Source organism: Kitasatospora sp. NPDC056138, from assembly GCF_042264695.1.
Lineage (GTDB): Bacteria > Actinomycetota > Actinomycetes > Streptomycetales > Streptomycetaceae > Kitasatospora.
The window spans coordinates 1-19,181 of sequence record NZ_JBHJVK010000029.1 but is presented as its reverse complement, the minus strand read 5'-3'; the positions used below and the strand labels follow the sequence as shown (position 1 = coordinate 19,181).

At 73.1% G+C, this 19,181-nt stretch carries 1 protein-coding gene and 1 pseudogene; both read left to right on the top strand.

Features of this window, described 5'->3' with window-relative positions; all coding sequences use genetic code 11:
* Window positions 1–17 precede the first annotated feature (17 nt).
* Window positions 18–15,533 carry a type I polyketide synthase gene (locus ACFC1R_RS19185; protein ID WP_375940052.1) on the top strand — a complete coding sequence of 5,172 codons (15,516 nt, stop codon included), beginning with the start codon at window positions 18–20 and terminating at the stop codon, window positions 15,531–15,533.
* A 96-nt stretch (window positions 15,534–15,629) separates the two neighbouring features.
* Window positions 15,630–19,106 (top strand): annotated as a pseudogene (locus tag ACFC1R_RS19180) (type I polyketide synthase); the annotation flags it as partial.
* Between the last annotated feature and the right edge of the window lie 75 nt (window positions 19,107–19,181).

Genomic DNA, 19,181 nt, shown 5'->3' with positions numbered 1-19,181 from the left:
AAAAGGTCGTCGCAGCGCTGCGGGCCTCCATCAAGGAGACCGAGCGCCTGCGCCGGCAGAACCAGCAGCTGATCACGGCTTCCAGGGAGCCGATCGCCATCGTGGCGATGAGCTGCCGGTTCCCGGGGGGCGTGGAGTCGCCGGAGGCCCTGTGGCAGCTGGCTGCCGACTCCGGCGACGCCATCTCCGAGTTCCCCACCGACCGTGGCTGGAAGCTCTCCGACCTCTACGACGCGGACCCCGACCGCCAGGGCACCTTCTATGCCCGCGGTGGTGGATTCCTGCACGACGCCGCCGAGTTCGACCCGGCGTTCTTCGAGATCAGCCCGCGCGAGGCGCTCGCCATGGACCCGCAGCAGCGGCTGCTGCTGGAGACGTCCTGGGAGGCGTTCGAGCGGGCGGGCATCGACTCGACCTCGTTGCGCGGCAAGGCGGTCGGGGTCTTCGTCGGCGCCTCCGCGTCGGGTTACAGCGGGGTCGCGGACGAACTGCCGGACGGTGTCGAGGGCTACATGCTCACCGGCAACGCCACAGCCGTGGTCTCCGGCCGGCTCTCCTACACGTTCGGGTTCGAGGGCCCGGCGGTGACGGTGGACACCGCCTGCTCCTCCTCGCTGGTCTCGCTCCACCTGGCGGTGCAGGCACTGCGCAACGGCGAGTGCTCGCTGGCACTGGCCGGCGGCGTGACGGTCCTCGCCACGCCGGACGTGTTCGTGGAGTTCAGCCGGCAGCACGGCCTGGCCCCGGACGGCCGGTGCAAGGCGTTCGCCGCTTCGGCGGACGGCACTGGCTGGTCCGAGGGCGTCGGCATGCTGCTCGTCGAGCGGCTCTCGGACGCGCGGCGCAACGGTCACCCGGTGCTGGCGGTCGTGCGCGGCTCGGCGGTCAACCAGGACGGTGCGTCCAACGGTCTCACCGCGCCGAACGGCCCCTCGCAGCAGCGGGTGATCCGCCAGGCCCTGGAGAACGCAGGGCTGACGGCAGGTCAGATCGATGCGGTGGAGGCGCACGGTACGGGCACGACGCTGGGTGACCCGATCGAGGCGCAGGCGCTGCTGGCGACCTACGGGCAGGAACACTCCGAGGACCGTCCGCTGCTGCTGGGCTCGCTGAAGTCCAACATCGGCCACACGCAGGCGGCGGCGGGCGTCGGCGGCGTCATCAAGATGGTGATGGCGATGCGGCACGGCATCCTGCCGCGAACCCTGCACGTGGACGAGCCCTCGCCACACGTGGACTGGTCTGCGGGCGCGGTCACGCTGCTGACGGAGGCGACGGAGTGGCCGGAGACCGGCGAGCCGCGCCGGGCCGGCGTCTCGGCGTTCGGCGTCAGTGGGACGAACGCGCACACGATCCTGGAGCAGGCGCCGGTTGTCGAGGCTGCGGGTGCCGTCGAGGCGCACGTGTCGCCGGTGGTGCCATCGGTGGTGCCGGTGGTGCTGTCGGCGAAGGGTGAGGTGGCGCTGCGGGCGCAGGCCGAGCGCCTGCTGTCCGCTGGTGATGCCGAACTGGTCGATGTGGCGTACTCGTTGGCGACGGGTCGGGCGGGGCTGGAGCACCGCGCGGTGGTTGTTGCGGGTGGGCGTGAGGAGCTCCTGCGGGGGCTGGGTGCGCTGGCCGAGGGTGAGTCGGCTGGGAATCTCGTGCAGGGTTCGGTGGTGGAGGGCCGTACGGCGTTCCTGTTCACCGGGCAGGGCAGTCAGCGGGTCGGGATGGGCGCCGAGCTGTACGCGGCGTTCCCGGTGTTCGCTGCTGCTCTTGACGCGGTGTGCGCCGAGCTGGACGGGCACTTGGAGCGTCCTCTGCGTGAGGTGATGTTCGCGGACGAGGCCGGTCTGCTCGGCCAGACGGCCTACACGCAGCCTGCGCTGTTCGCGGTCGAGGTGGCGCTGTTCCGCCTGGTGGAGTCGTGGGGTGTGCGGCCGGACTTCCTGGCGGGTCACTCGATCGGTGAGCTGGCGGCCGCGCACGTCGCGGGGGTTCTCTCCCTGGCGGATGCTGCCGTGCTGGTGGCGGCTCGCGGCCGGCTGATGCAGCAACTGCCCGCCGGTGGTGCGATGGTGGCGGTGCAGGCGTCCGAGGAGGAGGTCCTGCCGCTGCTGACCGCCGAGGTGGGTATAGCGGCGGTCAACGGGCCTTCGTCGGTGGTCATTTCCGGCACCGAGGCTGCTGTTCTGGCGGTTGCGGAGCGGCTGGCTGCCGAAGATCGGAAGACGAAGCAGCTGACGGTGAGCCATGCGTTCCACTCGCCGTTGATGGAGCCGATGCTGGCGGAGTTCCGCACCCTCGCCGAGGGGCTGACCTTCCACGAGCCCCGGATCCCGATCGTCTCCACCCTCACCGGCACGGTCACCGAAGAGCTGGTCACCCCCGAGTACTGGGTGCGGCACGTCCGTGAGGCGGTCCGCTTCCACGACGCCGTGCAGACCCTTGAGGCTGAGGGCGTTCGCACGTTCATGGAGTTGGGCCCGGACGGTGTCCTGTCCGCGATGGGCCAGGAGTGCGTGACCGAGGCGGCGCTCTTCGCTCCGGCGCTGCGCTCCGGCCGTTCCGAGGTGCAGACGGTGACCGCCGCGCTCGCCCAGGTGTATGTGCGTGGCGTGGCCGTCGACTGGCAGGCGGTCTTCGCCGGTCAGGGCGCCCGCCGGGTGGACCTGCCGACGTACGCCTTCCAGCGGCAGCGCTACTGGCTCGAAAGTGGCAACCCGGTCGGTGATGTCGCGTCGATCGGGCTCGGTGCGGCGGGGCATCCGTTGCTGGGTGCGAGCGTGGAGCTGCCGGACTCGGACGGGGTGGTGTTCACGGGCCGGCTGTCGGTGCAGTCGCATCCGTGGCTGGCTGATCACGCGGTGATGGGCAGTGTGCTGCTGCCGGGTACGGCGTTCGTCGAGTTGGCGATCCGGGCCGGTGACCAGGTCGGTTGTGCGGTGCTGGAGGAGCTGACGCTGGAGGCGCCGCTCGTCCTGCCGGAGCGTGGTGGTGTTCAGCTGCGGCTGGTGCTGGGTGCGGCCGATGAGAGCGGGCGGCGTGGTCTGAGTCTGCATTCGCGGGCCGAGGACGTGCTTGCGGATGAGCCGTGGACGCGGCATGCCACCGGCGTGCTGATGCCCGGTGTTGGTGCCGGGGCGTCGTTCGAGCTGGGGGAGTGGCCTCCGGCCGGTGCGGTGACGGTCGCGGTCGATGACCTGTACGAGCGGCTGGCGGCTGCCGGGTTCGGGTACGGCCCGGTGTTCCAGGGCCTGCGCGCCGCCTGGCGCAAGGGCGAGGACGTGTTCGTCGAGGTGGCGCTGCCGGAGGACGCACGGAACTCCGCCGCCTCCTTCGGCCTGCACCCCGCGCTGCTGGACTCGGCGCTGCACGCGCTGGGCACGGTCGACCTGCTGGACGACACCGGGCGCGGTCGGCTCCCGTTCTCGTGGAACGGCGTGACCCTCTACGCCTCGGGCGCCGCTGTCCTGCGGGCTCGCCTCTCGCGCACCGGTACGGACGCGGTCTCGCTGGAACTCGCCGACGAGACCGGTCAGGCGGTCGCCTCGGTCGACTCGGTCGTTCTGCGCGAGGTCTCCGAGGAGCAGGTGCGCGGTGCGCGCGGCGGCTTCGTGGAGTCGCTGTTCCGGGTGGAGTGGACCGCACTGCCGGTCTCGGCCGCACCTACCGGCCGCTGGGCCGCCCTGGGCGGCATCGACCCGACCGGTACCGGGGTCGAGTGCTTCGCCGACCTGACCGCCCTGGGGGCTGTGGTCGACGGGCGCGAGTCCGTTCCGGACGAGGTCTTCCTCGCACTGGAGCCCATCGGCTCCACCGAGCCCGTCGATGCTGCCGACGTTCCGTCGACCGTGCGGTCACGGCTGCACGATGTGCTGGCCGTGCTGCAGGAGTGGCTGGCGGACGAGCGGTTCGCCACCTCGCGCCTGGTCCTGGTGACCCGAGGCGCGGCCGCCGGTGTCACAGACGTCGTCCATGCCCCGGTGTGGGGCCTGGTGCGTTCCGCGCAGGCGGAGAACCCCGACCGGTTCGTGCTGCTGGACCTCGACGACCGGGGCGTGTCCGGTGAGCTTCTGGCGGGCGCTCTTGCCTCCGGCGAGCCGGAGTTCGCGATCCGCGAGGGCGTGGTCACGGTTCCTCGCCTGGCGCGAGTCGAGGTGTCCGACGCCGCGCCGGTGTTCGACGGCGGGGGCACGGTGCTGGTGACCGGTGCGTCCGGGATGCTGGGTGGTCTGGTCGCGCGTCATCTGGTGGCCGAGCACGGGGTGCGCAGTCTGCTGCTGGTTTCGCGTCGTGGTGCGGAGGCGCCGGGTGCGGCCGAACTGGCGGCCGAGCTGGTCGAGTCGGGGGCCGAGGTTGCCTGGGCGGCGTGCGATGTCGCCGACCGTGCGGAGCTGGCGGGCGTGCTGTCCGGGTACCGCCTGACGGCGGTCGTGCACACGGCCGGTGTGCTGGACGACGGCGTGGTCTCCTCGCTCACCCCCGAGCGCCTGGACGCCGTGCTGCGTCCGAAGGTGGACGCGGCCTGGAACCTGCACGAGCTGACGAAGGATCACGACCTCTCCGCGTTCGTGCTCTTCTCCTCCGCCGCCGGGACCTTCGGCGGCCCCGGTCAGGGCAACTATGCTGCGGCGAACGTCTTCCTGGACGCCCTGGCCACCCGGCGCCGCGCCACCGGTCTGCCCGCGACCTCCCTGGCCTGGGGCCTGTGGGCCGACGGTGCCGGGATGGCGGCAGGGCTGGGCGGCAGCGATGTCGACCGGATGGCCCGCTCGGGCGTCCAAGGGCTCTCGGCTGCCGAAGGGCTCTCCCTGTTCGACGCCGCGTCTGCCGCCGCCGACGCGACCCTGGTCCCGATGCGGCTCGACCTGGCCGCCCTTCGGACGGACCCGGGTCGCGAGGTCCTGCCGCTGCTGCGCGGACTGGTCCGGGCCCCGGCGCGCAGGGTGGCACGGGCCGGTTCGGCCGGCGGCTCGGAGCTGGCCGCTCGCCTGCTCGCGCTGCCTGCGGCCGAGCGGGAGCAGGCGGTGCTCGACCTGGTCCGGACCCGGGTGGCCTCGGTGCTGGGCTACCCGGACGCCACTGCCGTGGAGGCGGGCCGGGCGTTCAAGGAGCTCGGTTTCGACTCGCTGACGGCCGTCGAGCTGCGCAACGAGCTCAACGCCACCACCGGTCTCCGACTCCCGGCCACGCTGGTGTTCGACTACCCGACGCCGGCCGCGCTGGCCGGGTTCCTGCGGTCGGAGCTGGTGGGCGAGGAGCCCGAGAGCACGGCGGCCGTTTCGGTCGCGGTACTGGACGACGAGCCGATCGCGATCGTCGGTATGAGCTGCCGCTACCCGGGCGGTGTGGAGTCGCCCGAGGACCTGTGGCGGCTGGTGTCCCAGGCCCAGGATGCGATCTCCGGTTTCCCGGCGGGCCGTGGCTGGGATGTCGAGAACCTCTACCACCCGGACCCGGACCATCAGGGCACCTCGTACGCCCGTGAGGGCGGTTTCCTGCACGACGCGGGCCTGTTCGACCCGGCGTTCTTCGGGATCTCGCCGCGCGAGGCGATTGCGATGGACCCGCAGCAGCGTCTGCTGCTGGAGACCTCCTGGGAGGCGTTCGAGCGGGCAGGCATCGACCCGGCGACCGTGCGCGGCAGCCGGACCGGCGTGTTCGCCGGTGTGATGTACCACGACTACGCGACGGGTGTCGGTGAACTGCCCGACGGCGTCGAGGGCTACCTCGGCACGGGCAACTCCGGCAGCATCGCCTCCGGCCGCGTCGCCTACACGCTCGGCCTCGAAGGCCCGGCGGTCACCGTCGACACCGCCTGCTCCTCCTCCCTGGTCGCCCTGCACTGGGCGATCCAGGCGCTGCGCAACGGCGAGTGCACGATGGCCCTGGCCGGCGGGGTGACCGTGATGGGCACCCCGGAGACCTTCGTCGACTTCAGCCGCCAGCGCGGCCTGTCGGCGGACGGTCGCTGCAAGTCGTTCGCGGCTGCGGCGGACGGTACCGGCTGGGGCGAGGGCGTCGGCATGCTGCTCGTCGAGCGGCTCTCCGACGCCGAGCGCAACGGGCACCCGGTGCTGGCCGTGGTGCGGGGCTCCGCCGTCAACCAGGACGGTGCGTCGAACGGTCTCACCGCCCCCAACGGCCCCTCCCAGCAGCGGGTGATCCGGCAGGCGCTGGCGAACGCGGGTCTGTCGGCCGACGAGGTCGACGCCGTCGAGGCGCACGGCACCGGCACCACCCTCGGCGACCCGATCGAGGCCCAGGCCCTGCTGGCCACCTACGGCCGGGACCGTGACGAGTCCGCGCCGCTGTGGCTGGGTTCGCTGAAGTCCAACATCGGCCACACCCAGGCCGCCGCCGGCGTCGCCGGCATCATCAAGATGGTGCTCGCCATGCGGCACGGCGTCCTGCCGCAGACCCTGCACGTGGACGAGCCCTCGCCCAACGTGGACTGGTCCGCCGGCGCGGTCGAGCTGCTGACCGAGTCGCGGCCGTGGCCCGAGACCGGCCGTCCGCGCCGTGCCGCCGTCTCCTCCTTCGGAATCAGCGGTACCAACGTCCACACCATCATCGAGCAGGCTCCCGAAGCCGCTGCCGAACCGGCAGCGCCCGCCGAGCCCGTACGTTCCGCCGTGCTGCCGTGGCTGATGTCCGCGAAGAGCGATGACGCACTCCGTGCCCAGGCCGGACGTCTGCTGACCTTCGTCGAAGCCCACCCGGACGCCGAACTCGCCGACATAGCCTACTCGTTGGCCACCACTCGTGCCGCCCTGGACCGCCGCGCACTGCTGGTGGCCGAGGACCGCGAGGAACTCACCCTTACGTTGCGGGCACTGGCAGCCGGTGACGCGGTGCCCGGGGTCGTGCGCGGCTCCGCCACCGGAGGCAGGCTTGCCCTGCTGTTCACGGGGCAGGGAAGCCAGCGCATCGGCATGGGCGCCGAGTTGTACGAGGCGCTTCCGGTGTTCGCTGCTGCCCTGGACGAGGTCTGTGCCGAGCTCGATCAGCATCTCGACCGTACGCTGCGCGAGGTGGTGTTCGCGGACGACAGTGAGCTGCTGGATCAGACGGCCTACACCCAGCCTGCCCTGTTCGCGGTCGAGGTGGCGCTGTTCCGCCTCGCCGAATCGTGGGGTCTGCGGCCGGACTTCCTGGCCGGCCACTCGATCGGCGAGCTGGCCGCCGCACACGTCGCGGGGGTTCTCTCCCTGGCGGATGCTGCCGTGCTGGTGACGGCTCGTGGCCGGTTGATGCAGGCGCTTCCCGCCGGCGGTGCGATGGTGGCGGTGCAGGCGTCCGAGGACGAGGTCCTGCCGCTGCTGACCGCCGAGGTCGGTATCGCCGCGATCAACGGCCCTTCCTCAGTGGTGATCTCGGGCGTCGAAGCGGCTGTTCTGGAGGTTGCGGAGAAGCTCGCCGCCGAGGGCCGCAAGACCAAGCGGCTGACGGTCAGCCACGCGTTCCACTCGCCGCTGATGGAGCCGATGCTGGCGGAGTTCCGCACCCTCGCCGAGGGGCTGACCTTCAACGAGCCGAGGATCCCGATCGTCTCAGCGCTCACCGGTACGGTCACCGACGAGCTGGTCACCCCCGAGTACTGGGTGCGCCACGTCCGCGAAGCCGTCCGCTTCCACGATGCCGTGAAGGCTCTCGAGGCTGAGGGCGTCCGTACCTTCGTGGAGCTTGGCCCGGACGGTGTCCTCTCCGCGATGGGCCAGGAAGGCGCGTCGCAGGAGGGCGTCTTCGCCCCGGTGCTGCGCGCGGGCCGCCCCGAGGTGCGGACACTGACCACGGCCCTCGCCCAGGCCCACGTGTGCGGTGCGGCCGTCGACTGGCAGGCGGTCTTCGCCGGTCGCGGCGCACGGCGCATCGACCTGCCCACCTACGCCTTCCAGCGCGACTGGTTCTGGCTGGAGTCGGCGGCCCCGGCCCCTGGGGCGGCGGCGGCCGACGAGGTGGACGCCCGCTTCTGGGAGGCCGTGGAGCGCGAGGACCTGGCGAGCCTGGCCACGACGCTCCAGGTCGAGGGCGGCGACGAGCTGGGTGCGCTGCTTCCCGCCCTGTCGGCGTGGCGCAGGCAGAGCCGTGAGCACTCCACCGTGGACGGCTGGCGCTACCAGGTCGGCTGGAAGCCGATCGCCGACCCGACGTCGGGTGCGCTGTCGGGTGTGTGGCTGCTGGCCGTCCCGGCCGGGCAGGGCGCAGACGCGGTCGTGGCGGGCGTGACACAGCTGCTGGCCGATCGCGGTGTGGACGTCCGTCCGGTCGAGATCGACGTGGCCGGCGCGGACCGTGCAGCACTGGCCGTCCGACTGGGCGAGGCGGCGGCCCCGGAGACGGTGTCCGGTGTGCTGTCGCTGCTGGCTCTGCACGACGGTGCGCGGACGGCGGACACGTCGGCCCTGGTCCAGGCACTGGGCGACGCCGGTGTCGCCGCCCCGCTGTGGTGCGTGACGCGCGGCGCGGTCTCGACCGGCAGGTCGGAGCGTCTCGCCGACCCGGCACAGTCCCAACTCTGGGGATTCGGACGGGTGGTGGCCCTGGAGCACCCGGAGCGCTGGGGCGGTCTGGTCGACCTGCCGGAGACCGTGGACGAGCGTGTGCTCGCCCGCCTGGCCGCCGTCCTCGCCGCCACCGCCGGTGAGGACCAGGTCGCCGTCCGCGCCTCGGGCGTCTTCGCCCGCCGTCTGGTGCGCGCCGCGAGGCCGGAGGCGTCCGCCCCGGCCTGGCGGCCCAGCGGCACGGTGCTGGTCACCGGTGGCACGGGTGCGCTGGGCGGACAGGTCGCGCGCTGGCTGGCCCGCAACGGTGCCGAGCACCTGCTGCTGACCAGCCGTCGTGGCCCGGACGCGCCGGGCGCGGCCGAACTGCGGGACGAGCTGGTCGGGTTGGGTGCTGCCGTCACGGTGGCCGCGTGCGATGCGGCGGACCGTGAGGCACTGGCCGGTCTGCTCGACTCGGTCGAGCTGTCGGCGGTGTTCCACACGGCCGGTGTCCTGGACGACGGTGTGGTGGACGGCCTGACGGCCGAGCGCTTCGCCGCTGTGGCTCGTCCGAAGGTGGATGCGGCGCTCAACCTGCACGAACTCACCGCCCACCACGAGCTGTCGGCGTTCGTGCTGTTCTCCTCCGTCTCCGGCACGATCGGCAGTGCCGGTCAGGGCAACTACGCCGCCGCGAACGCCTTCCTGGACGCTCTCGCCGAGCAGCGCCGGGCGGACGGTCTGGTCGCGACGTCGATCGCCTGGGGGCCCTGGGCGGAGAGCGGGATGGCCACGGACGACACGCTGGCCGAGCGCCTGGGCCGGGGCGGTCTGCCCGCCATGGACCCGGAGTTGGGACTCGCCTTCCTCGGGCGGGCCCTGGCCGTGGACGACGCGAACGTGACCGCTGCCGACTTCGTCTGGGAGCGCTTCGCGCCCTCCTTCGTCGCAACGCGGCCCAGCCGCCTGTTCGACGAGCTGCCGGAGGCCAGGAAGGCGATCGACGAGGCGGTCGGCGAGTCGACGACCGGCGGCCCGGCCGCGCTGGCACAGCGCCTCGTGAATCTCTCCGAGGCCGAGCGCGAGGCCGCTCTGCTCGACTTGGTGCGGGCCCACGTGGCGACCGTCCTCGGCTACGCGAGCCCGGAGGGCATCGAGGTCGGCAGGGCGTTCCGGGAGCTCGGGTTCGACTCGCTGACCGCCGTCGAGTTCCGCAACCTGCTGGGCTCGGCGACCGGGCTCGCGCTGCCGGCCACGGTGGTCTTCGACTACCCGTCGGTGCGCGCACTGGCCGTCTACCTGCGGTCCGAACTGCTCGGCGGGACGGTCGAAACGGCGCTGCCGGTGGTCGGCCGCGTGGTCGACGACGAGCCGGTCGCGATCGTGGCGATGAGCTGCCGCTTCCCCGGTGGTGTGCGTACCCCGGAGGACCTGTGGCAGCTGCTGGCGACGGGGACGGATGCGATCTCCGGGTTCCCGACCGACCGTGGCTGGGACCTGGAGGCGCTGTACAGCACCGATGCCGAGCAGGCGAACACGGCGTACACCCGCGAGGGCGGATTCCTCTACGACGTCGCGGAGTTCGACCCGACCTTCTTCGGGATCTCGCCGCGTGAGGCCCTGGCGATGGACCCGCAGCAGCGGCTGCTGCTGGAGACGTCCTGGGAGGCGTTCGAGCGAGCCGGCATCGACCCCACCGCGCTGCGCGGCAGCCGGACCGGGGTGTTCGTCGGCACCAACGGCCAGGACTACCTCCAGTTGGCCATGGACGCCTCCGAGGAGCTCGGCGGCTTCCTCGGTACGGGCAACGCGGCCAGCGTGGTCTCGGGCCGACTGTCGTACACCTTCGGCCTGGAGGGCCCGGCGGTGTCGGTGGACACGGCCTGCTCCTCCTCACTGGTCGCGCTGCACATGGCCGTGCAGGCCCTGCGGCAGGGCGAGTGCACGATGGCTCTGGCCGGCGGTGTGACGGTGATGTCCTCGCCGGGTGCGTTCGTCTCCTTCAGCCGCCAGCGCGGCCTCGCGGCGGACGGCCGCTGCCGGGCGTTCGCGGCGGACGCGGACGGCACGGGCTGGGGCGAGGGTGTCGGCATGCTGCTGGTCGAGCGGTTGTCGGACGCCGAGCGCAACGGCCACCAGGTGCTGGCCGTGGTCCGGGGTTCGGCGATCAACCAGGACGGTGCGTCGAACGGTCTGACCGCGCCGAACGGTCCGGCGCAGCAGCGGGTGATCCGGCAGGCGCTGGCGAACGCGGGTCTGTCGGCCGACGAGGTCGACGCCGTCGAGGCGCACGGCACGGGCACCCGGCTGGGCGACCCGATCGAGGCGCAGGCGCTGCTCGCCACCTACGGCCAGGACCGCGCCGAGGACCGGCCGCTCTGGCTCGGCTCGGTGAAGTCCAACATCGGCCACACCCAGGCGGCCGCCGGCGTTGCGGGCGTGATCAAGATGGTGCTGGCGATGCAGCACGGTGTGCTGCCGCAGAGCCTGCACATCGACGAGCCGTCGCCGCACGTGGACTGGTCCGCCGGTGCCGTGGAGCTGCTCGCCGAAGCTCGGCCCTGGGCGGAGACCGGCCGTCCGCGCCGGGCGGCGGTGTCGTCCTTCGGCATGAGCGGTACCAACGCCCACACCATCCTGGAGCAGGCACCCCCGGCCCTGGCGGCCGTCGCCACCTCGGGGACCGACGGCTCGGCCGTCCCGCTCCTGCTGTCGGGCCGCACCGAGTCGGCCCTGCGGGGTCAGGCGGCACGGCTGAGCGCGCATCTGGCGGAGTGGCCGGAGCTGTCGCTGGCGGATGTCGGGTACTCGCTGGTGGCGTCGCGGGCCGGGTTCGAGCACCGGGCGGTGGTGGTCGCGGGTGACCGTGAGGCTGCTGTCCGTGGCCTGGAGGCGCTGGCTGCGGGTGGTGTTGCCGCTGAGGTGGTCGAGGGTGTTGCGGGGTCTGCGGGGAAGGTGGCGTTCGTCTTCCCGGGGCAGGGCTCGCAGTGGGCTGCGATGGCGGTGGAGTTGTTGGAGTGCTCTGCGGTGTTCGCGGAGCGGTTGGGGGAGTGTGCGGCTGCGTTGGCGCCGTTCACGGACTGGTCGCTGCTGGACGTCGTGCGGGGCACGGCGGGTGAGGCGTGGCTGGATCGGGTGGACGTCGTTCAGCCGGTGCTGTGGGCGGTGATGGTGTCGCTGGCGGAGGTCTGGCGTTCGGCGGGCGTTGAGCCGTCGGTCGTGGTGGGCCATTCGCAGGGTGAGATCGCGGCTGCGGTGGTCGCGGGTGCGTTGTCGCTGGAGGACGGTGCGCGGGTGGTGGCCCTGCGCAGCAAGGCGATCGCCGCCGGTCTGGCGGGGCGTGGCGGGATGGTGTCCCTCGCGCTGCCGGTGGAGGCCGTACGCGAGCGGCTCGCGGCCTGGGGCGAGGAACGGATCTCGGTCGCTGCGGTCAACGGGCCGTCGTCGGTAGTGGTTTCGGGTGAGCCGGCCGCGCTGGAGGAGCTGCTGGCTTCCTGCGAGGCGGACGGTGTCCGGGCCCGTCGGGTGCCGGTGGACTACGCCTCGCACTCCGCGCAGGTGGAGTCGATCCACGCCGAACTCCTCGATGTCCTGAAGGACGTGGCCCCACAGGCCGGCCGGGTGCCGCTGCTGTCCACGGTGACCGGTGAACTGGTCGACGGTTCGGGCATGGACGCGGAGTACTGGTACACCAACCTCCGTACCACCGTGGAGTTCGCCGACGCCACGGACGAGTTGCTGCGCAGCCACGGTGTCGGCACCTTCGTCGAGGTCAGCGCACACCCCGTCCTCGTGATGGCGGTCCAGGAAACCATCGAGACGGCCGGCCGGGACGCGGTGGCGTTCGGCACACTGCGCCGCCACGAGGGCGGTGCGGAGCGGCTGTTCACCTCGCTCGCCGAGGCCCAGGTGCGCGGAGTGGCCGTCGACTGGCAGCCGTTCTTCACCGAGCACGGCGCGCGCCGGGTCGACCTGCCGACCTACGCCTTCCAGCGGCAGCGGTACTGGGTCGAGCCGGTCACCACCGGGACGGCGGACGTGGCCTCGGCCGGTCTGGCGTCCGCCGAGCACCCGCTGCTGGGTGCGGCCGTCGAACTGCCCGACTCCGACGGGTTCCTGTTCACCGGCCGGATCTCGCTGCGCACCCACCCCTGGCTGGCCGATCACGCGGTGGGGAACACCGTTCTGCTGCCGGGCACGGCGTTCATCGAGCTGGCCGTCCGGGCCGGCGACCAGGTCGGCTGCGGTGTGGTCGAGGAACTCGCCCTCGAGGTCCCGCTGGTCCTGCCCGAGGAGGGAAGCCTCCAACTGCAGCTCGTGGTGGGCGGCCCCGACGGTTCGGGCCGTCGCTCGCTGAACCTGTACGCGAGGCCGGAGGACACCACGGGGTCCGAGCCCTGGACGCGTCACGCCGGCGGCACCCTGGCCGCCGGTGTCGCCGACACGTCCGCGACGTCGCCGGCCCTGGGCAACTGGCCGCCGGCCGACGCCGTCGAGCTGCCGGTCGAGGGCTACTACGAGCGGCTGGCGCAGGCCGGACTGCTGTACGGGCCCGCCTTCCAGGGGCTGCGCAAGGCGTGGCAGCACGGCGACGAGATCTACGCCGAGGTGGGTCTGCCGGAGGAACTCCAGGGCGAGTCGGGCTCGTACGGCCTGCACCCGGCACTCCTCGACGCGGCCCTGCAGTCCCTGGCCCTCGTGACCTCGCAGCCGGAGCCCGCCGACAGCAGGCCCGGCACCGACAGCACCGTTGACACCGACAGCACGGCCAGCACCGACACCAACGGCACCACCGACACCGACGGCGAGCCCCGCAGCCGCAGGCCGTTCGCCTGGAACGGGTTCACCCTGCACGCCGCCTCGGCGTCCGCGCTGCGGGTCCGGCTGACCCCGGTCGGAGCGGACGCGGTCTCCCTGACGGCAACCGACGGTACGGGCGCGCTGGTCGCCTCGGTGGACTCGCTGGTCCTGCGCGCGGTCTCCGCCGAACAGTTCGGCGGGGCGGACGCGGCCGGTCACCACGACGCGCTGTTCCGCGTCGACTGGACGCCGTTCGCCGTCCCGCAGGGGGCGTCGACCGGGGGCCGCTGGGCGGTGCTCGGGGCCGACGACTTCAAGGTCGGCCCGGCGCTGGAAGCCGCAGGCGTCCGTGTCGAGTCGTACGCCGACGTGCTCTCGCTCTCGACGGCGGTCGCGGACGGACAGCCTGCGCCGGACACCGTGGTCGTGGCCTGCACGGCGGCCGAGCCGACCACGGAGGACGCCGTGGCGGGCACCCCGGCGGGCGTCCCGGCGGGCCTGGTGCCCGCCGTGTACGCGGCGACGCACCGCACCCTCGCCCTGTTGCAGGACTGGCTCGCCGACGACCGGCTCGGCTCCTCCCGGCTGCTCCTGGTGACCGAGGGCGCCGTGTCGACCGACGCCGGCGCCGGGACGCCGGCCGATCCGGTCCACGCACCCGTGTGGGGCCTGGTCCGGGCTGCCCAGACCGAGAACCACGACAGGTTCGTCCTGGTGGATCTGGACGACGACGAGGCCTCCCGCCGGCTGGTGCCGGGGCTGATGGGCGCAGTCGCCTCCGGCGAGAGCGAGTTCGCGCTCCGCGCCGGCACCGCCCTGGTCCCCAGGCTGGCCAGGGTCGCCCGGACCGCCCCCGTCACGGATCCGGCCGACGGGTTCGAGGTGCGGCCGCTGGACCCGGAGGGCACCGTCCTGATCACCGGGGCCACCGGCGGCCTCGGGGCGCTGCTGGCCCGTCACCTGGTGACCGGACACGGCGTCAGGCACCTGCTGCTGACCAGCCGTCGCGGTCCGGCCGCAGAAGGCGCGGAGGAACTCCTCGCCGAGTTGCGGGCGCTGGGAGCCGAGCCGGTCATCGCCGCCTGCGACGCGGCCGACCGCGAGGCGCTGGCCGCGCTGCTGGCCGGGATCCCCGCCGCGCATCCGCTGACGGCGGTGGTCCACACGGCCGCCGTCCTGGACGACGGCGTGGTGGGCGCGCTCACCCCCGAGCGCATGGACCGGGTGCTGCGCCCCAAGGTGGACGCGGCGGTCAACCTGCACGAGCTCACCGAGCAGCTGGACCTGTCGGCCTTCGTCCTGTTCTCGGCCGCCGCCGGCACCCTCGGCGGCGCGGGGCTGGGCAACTACGGTGCGGCGAACGTGTTCCTGGACGCGCTCGCCCGCCACCGCCGGGCGCGTGGTCTGAGCGGGGTCTCCCTGGTCTGGGGTCTGTGGGCCGAACGCCGGGGCATGGCAGGGCGGTTGAGCGAGGTCGACCTCGCCAGGTCGGCGCGCGGCGGTGTCCTCCCGATGACTGCGGAGCAGGGCCTGGCGCTGTTCGACACTGCGCTGACGGTGCCGGACGAGCCGGTCCTGGTGCCCATGCACCTGGACCCCAAGGCGCTGCGCGCACTCGCGGCCACCCCGGGCACGCTGCCGACGCTGTTCCACGGCCTGGTCCGCGTCCCGGTGCGGCGTGCCGCTGCGGCCGCCGCCGTCCCGGACGGGGCCGGAACGCCGACCCTGGCCCAGCAGTTGGCCGACCTCTCGGCGGCGGAGCAGGAGCGCGTACTGCTGGAGCTGGTCCGCAGCCATGTGGTCGCGGTCCTCGGCTACACCTCGGTGGACCTGGTCGCCGGCGGGCAGGCGTTCCGCGAGCTGGGCTTCGACTCGCTCACCGCCGTCGAACTGCGCAACCGCCTCAACACCGCGACGGGGCTTCGCCTGCCGGCCACCCTGGTGTTCGACTATCCGACGCCGGCCCTGCTGGCGGCGCACCTGCGGGCCGAGGTCGCCCCCGGCGGCACCGGTGCGGAGCCGCAACTCCTCGAAGAGCTCGGCCGCCTGGAGTCCGTGCTGTCCTCGATCGCCGCCGACGACCTCTCCGTCGTCGCGCCGGACGACGCCGCGCACGCGCGGATCGCGGTCCGTCTGCAGTCCCTGCTGGCCACCTGGAACGAGGTCCGGGGCGACACCGGAGGCACCGGCGCGGCGGAGATCGACGACGCCTCCGACGACGAGATCTTCGACTACATCGACAAGAAGTTCGGCAGGGGCTGAGCGTGGCGGACACACTCCTGCGCAACCCCCTCGGCCTCCACTCCGACGACTCGAATGGGCACCGTTCCGATGGCCAATGAAGACAAGCTCCGCGAATACCTCAAGCGCGTCCTGAAGGACCTCGACGAGGCCCACGGCCGACTGCGCGACCTGGAGGACAAGGCCCGTGAGCCGATCGCGATCGTCGGGATGGGCTGCCGCTTCCCCGGCGGTGTGAACTCCCCTGAGGACCTGTGGCAGTTGCTGCTCTCCGGCGGTGACGCGATCTCCGGCTTCCCGGCCGACCGCGGCTGGGACGTCGACGGCCTGTACGACCCGGACCCGGACGCCCAGGGCACGGCCTACACCCGCGAGGGCGGCTTCCTGCACGACGCGGACCGGTTCGACGCCGCACTGTTCGGCATCTCGCCGCGCGAGGCGCTGGCCATGGATCCGCAGCAGCGGCTGCTGCTGGAGACGTCCTGGGAGGCCTTCGAGCGGGCCGGCATCGACCCGCTGGCGCTGCGCGGCAGCCGGACCGGCGTGTTCGTCGGCACCAACGGCCAGGACTACGTGCCGGTCCTGATGCGGTCGGCCGAGAGCTTCGAGGGCCACCTCGGCACCGGCAACACCGCCAGCGTGATGTCCGGCCGGCTCTCCTACACCTACGGCCTGGAGGGCCCGGCCGTCACGGTCGACACCGCCTGCTCGGCCTCGCTGGTCGCCCTGCACCTGGCGGTGCAGGCGCTGCGGACCGGGGAGTGCACGCTGGCCGTCGCCGGCGGCGTCACGGTGATGCCCAACCCCGGCACGCTCATCGAGTTCAGTCGCCAGCGCGGGCTGGCCGCCGACGGCCGCTGCAAGTCGTTCGCCGGGGCCGCCGACGGCACCAACATGGCCGAGGGCGTCGGGCTGCTGCTGGTCGAGCGGCTCTCCGACGCCCGCCGCAACGGGCACCGGGTGCTCGCGCTGGTCCAGGGGAGCGCGGTGAACCAGGACGGCGCCTCCAACGGTCTGACCGCGCCGAACGGTCCGGCGCAGCAGCGGGTGATCCGCCAGGCCCTGGCCAACGCCGGTCTGACGGCGGACCAGGTGGACGCGGTGGAGGGCCACGGCACGGGCACCACGCTGGGTGACCCGATCGAGGCGCAGGCGCTGCTGGCCACCTACGGCCGGCGCCGCCCGGAGGACGGCCCGGTGTGGCTGGGCTCGGTGAAGTCCAACCTGGGCCACACCCAGGCGGCCGCCGGCGTCGCGGGCGTGATCAAGATGGTGCTGGCGATGCAGCACGGCGTGCTGCCGCAGACCCTGCACGTCGACGAGCCGTCGCCGCACGTGGACTGGTCCGCCGGTGCCGTGGAGTTGCTCGCCGAGGCGCGCCCGTGGCCGGAGACCGGCCGTCCGCGCCGGGCCGCCGTCTCCTCCTTCGGGATCAGCGGCACCAACGCCCATGCGGTCCTGGAGCAGGCGCCCGTCGAGGACGTCGCCGATCCGGCGGCCGACCGTCCCGCCCCGGCCGTTCTGCCGTGGCCGCTGTCCGGCCGGAACGGGGCCGCGCTGCGCGCCCAGGCGGCGCGGCTCCGCGACCGGCTGGAGGCCGAGCCGGGCCTGCGGCCGTCCGACGTCGCGTACTCGCTGGCCACCAGCCGCGCGGCCCTGGACCACCGCGCGGTGGTGGTGGCCGGTGACCGCGCCGACCTGCTCCGTGGCCTGGAGGCGCTGGCCTCGGGGGCCGGTGACGCGCAGCTCGTGGGCGGCAAGGCGGTCGAGGGCAAGAGCGCCTTCCTGTTCTCGGGCCAGGGCAGTCAGCGGCTGGGCATGGGCGTCGAGCTGTACCGGACGTACCCGGTGTTCGCCGGGGCCTTCGACACGGTCTGTGCCGAGCTGGACGGGCACCTGGAGAGCCCGCTGCGCGAGGTGGTGTTCGCGGACGACAGCGAGCTGCTCGACCGGACCGGCTACACCCAGCCCGCGCTGTTCGCGGTCGAGGTGGCGCTGTTCCGCCTGGTCGAGTCGTGGGGTCTGCGGCCGGATTTTCTGGCGGGGCACTCGATCGGCGAGCTGGCCGCCGCGCACGTGGCCGGAGTCCTCTCACTCGCGGATGCTGCCGTGCTGGTGGCGGCGCGCGGCCGGCTGATGCAGCAACTTCCCGCCGGCGGTGCGATGGTGGCGGTCGAGGCCGGTGAGGGCGAGGTGCTGGCGCTGCTGGCCGGTCGTGAGTCCGAGGTGGGCATCGCGGCGGTCAACGGTCCGCACTCCGTGGTGATCTCCGGTGCCGAGCAGGCGGTGCTGGAGGTCGCGGAGGAGTGGGCGGCGCAGGGGCGCAGGACCAAGCGGCTGGCGGTGAGCCATGCGTTCCACTCCCCGCTGATGGAGCCGATGCTGGCGGAGTTCCGCACGGTGGCGGAGGGTCTGGTGTTCGAGGCCCCGCGGATTCCGGTGGTGTCGACGCTGACCGGCGAGGTGGCCTCCGCCGAGGAGCTGCGGTCAGCGGAGTACTGGGTGCGACACGTCCGCGCGGCGGTGCGTTTCGACGACGCGGTGCGCACGCTGGAGCGTGAAGGTGTCCGTACGTTCGTGGAGTTGGGGCCGGACGGGGTGCTGTGCGGGCTGGGCGAGCACTGTGTGGACGGGGCGGTCTTCGTCCCGGTGCTGCGGCCGGGGCGGTCGGAGGCGCTGACGGTGACGACGGCACTGGCACAGGCGCATGTGCGCGGTGTGCCGGTGGACTGGCCGGCCTTCTTCGCCGGGACCGGTGCGCGCCGGATCGACCTGCCCACCTACGCCTTCCAGCGCCACCGCTACTGGCCGGAGGCGGCCGAGGCCGACGGCCCGGCATCCCGACTGGCCCTCGTCGACGCCGAGTTCTGGGACATGGTGGAGCGCGAGGACCTCGACGCACTGACCGCGACCCTGGGCATCGATGGCGACCTGCCACTCGGCTTCGCCCTGCCAGCGCTGTCCGAATGGGTCCAGCGGCAGCGCGCGGAGCGGGCGCGTCCTGCCGCCGAGGACGAGCCGGGCGACGCTGCCGACGCCGCCGGGCTCCCCGCCGAGGCCCCGCTGCCGGAGCGGCTGGCCGGGCTCTCCGGGACCGAGCGCGAAAGCGTGCTCGTCGCCCTGGTCAGGGCAGAGGCGGCCGTGGTGCTGGGCTATCCGGGACCGGAGGAGGTCGACCCGGGCCAGGCGTTCCGGGACCTGGGCCTGGATTCGCTGACGGCGGTGCAGCTGCGCAACCGCCTCGCCGAACTCACCGGTCTGACGCTGCCCGCCTCGCTGGTCTACGACCAGCCGACCTCCGTGCTGCTCGCCGCGCACCTTCGCAACGAGCTGTTCCCGGACGGTGCGGCGGCCGCCGCCGCAGTGATGGGGGAGCTCGACCGCCTGGAGGCCGCGCTCGCCGCGACCACCCCGGACGGTGTCACCCACGCCCGGATCCGGATGCGCCTGCAGGCGCTCGCCACCCGGTGGAGCGAGTCGCAGCCGCTGGCCGACTCCGGGGTGACCGAATCCGGTGAGCTGGTGGATGTCGAGAGCCTCGAATCGGCCTCGGATGAGGAGCTGTTCGCGTTCATCGACGACAGTCTCGCCTGATCCCCGATCACCCGGGGGCGACAGGCAGGGGGCGGCGGCCGAGGAGGCCGCCGCCCCCAGCCTGTTAGTCGTCCC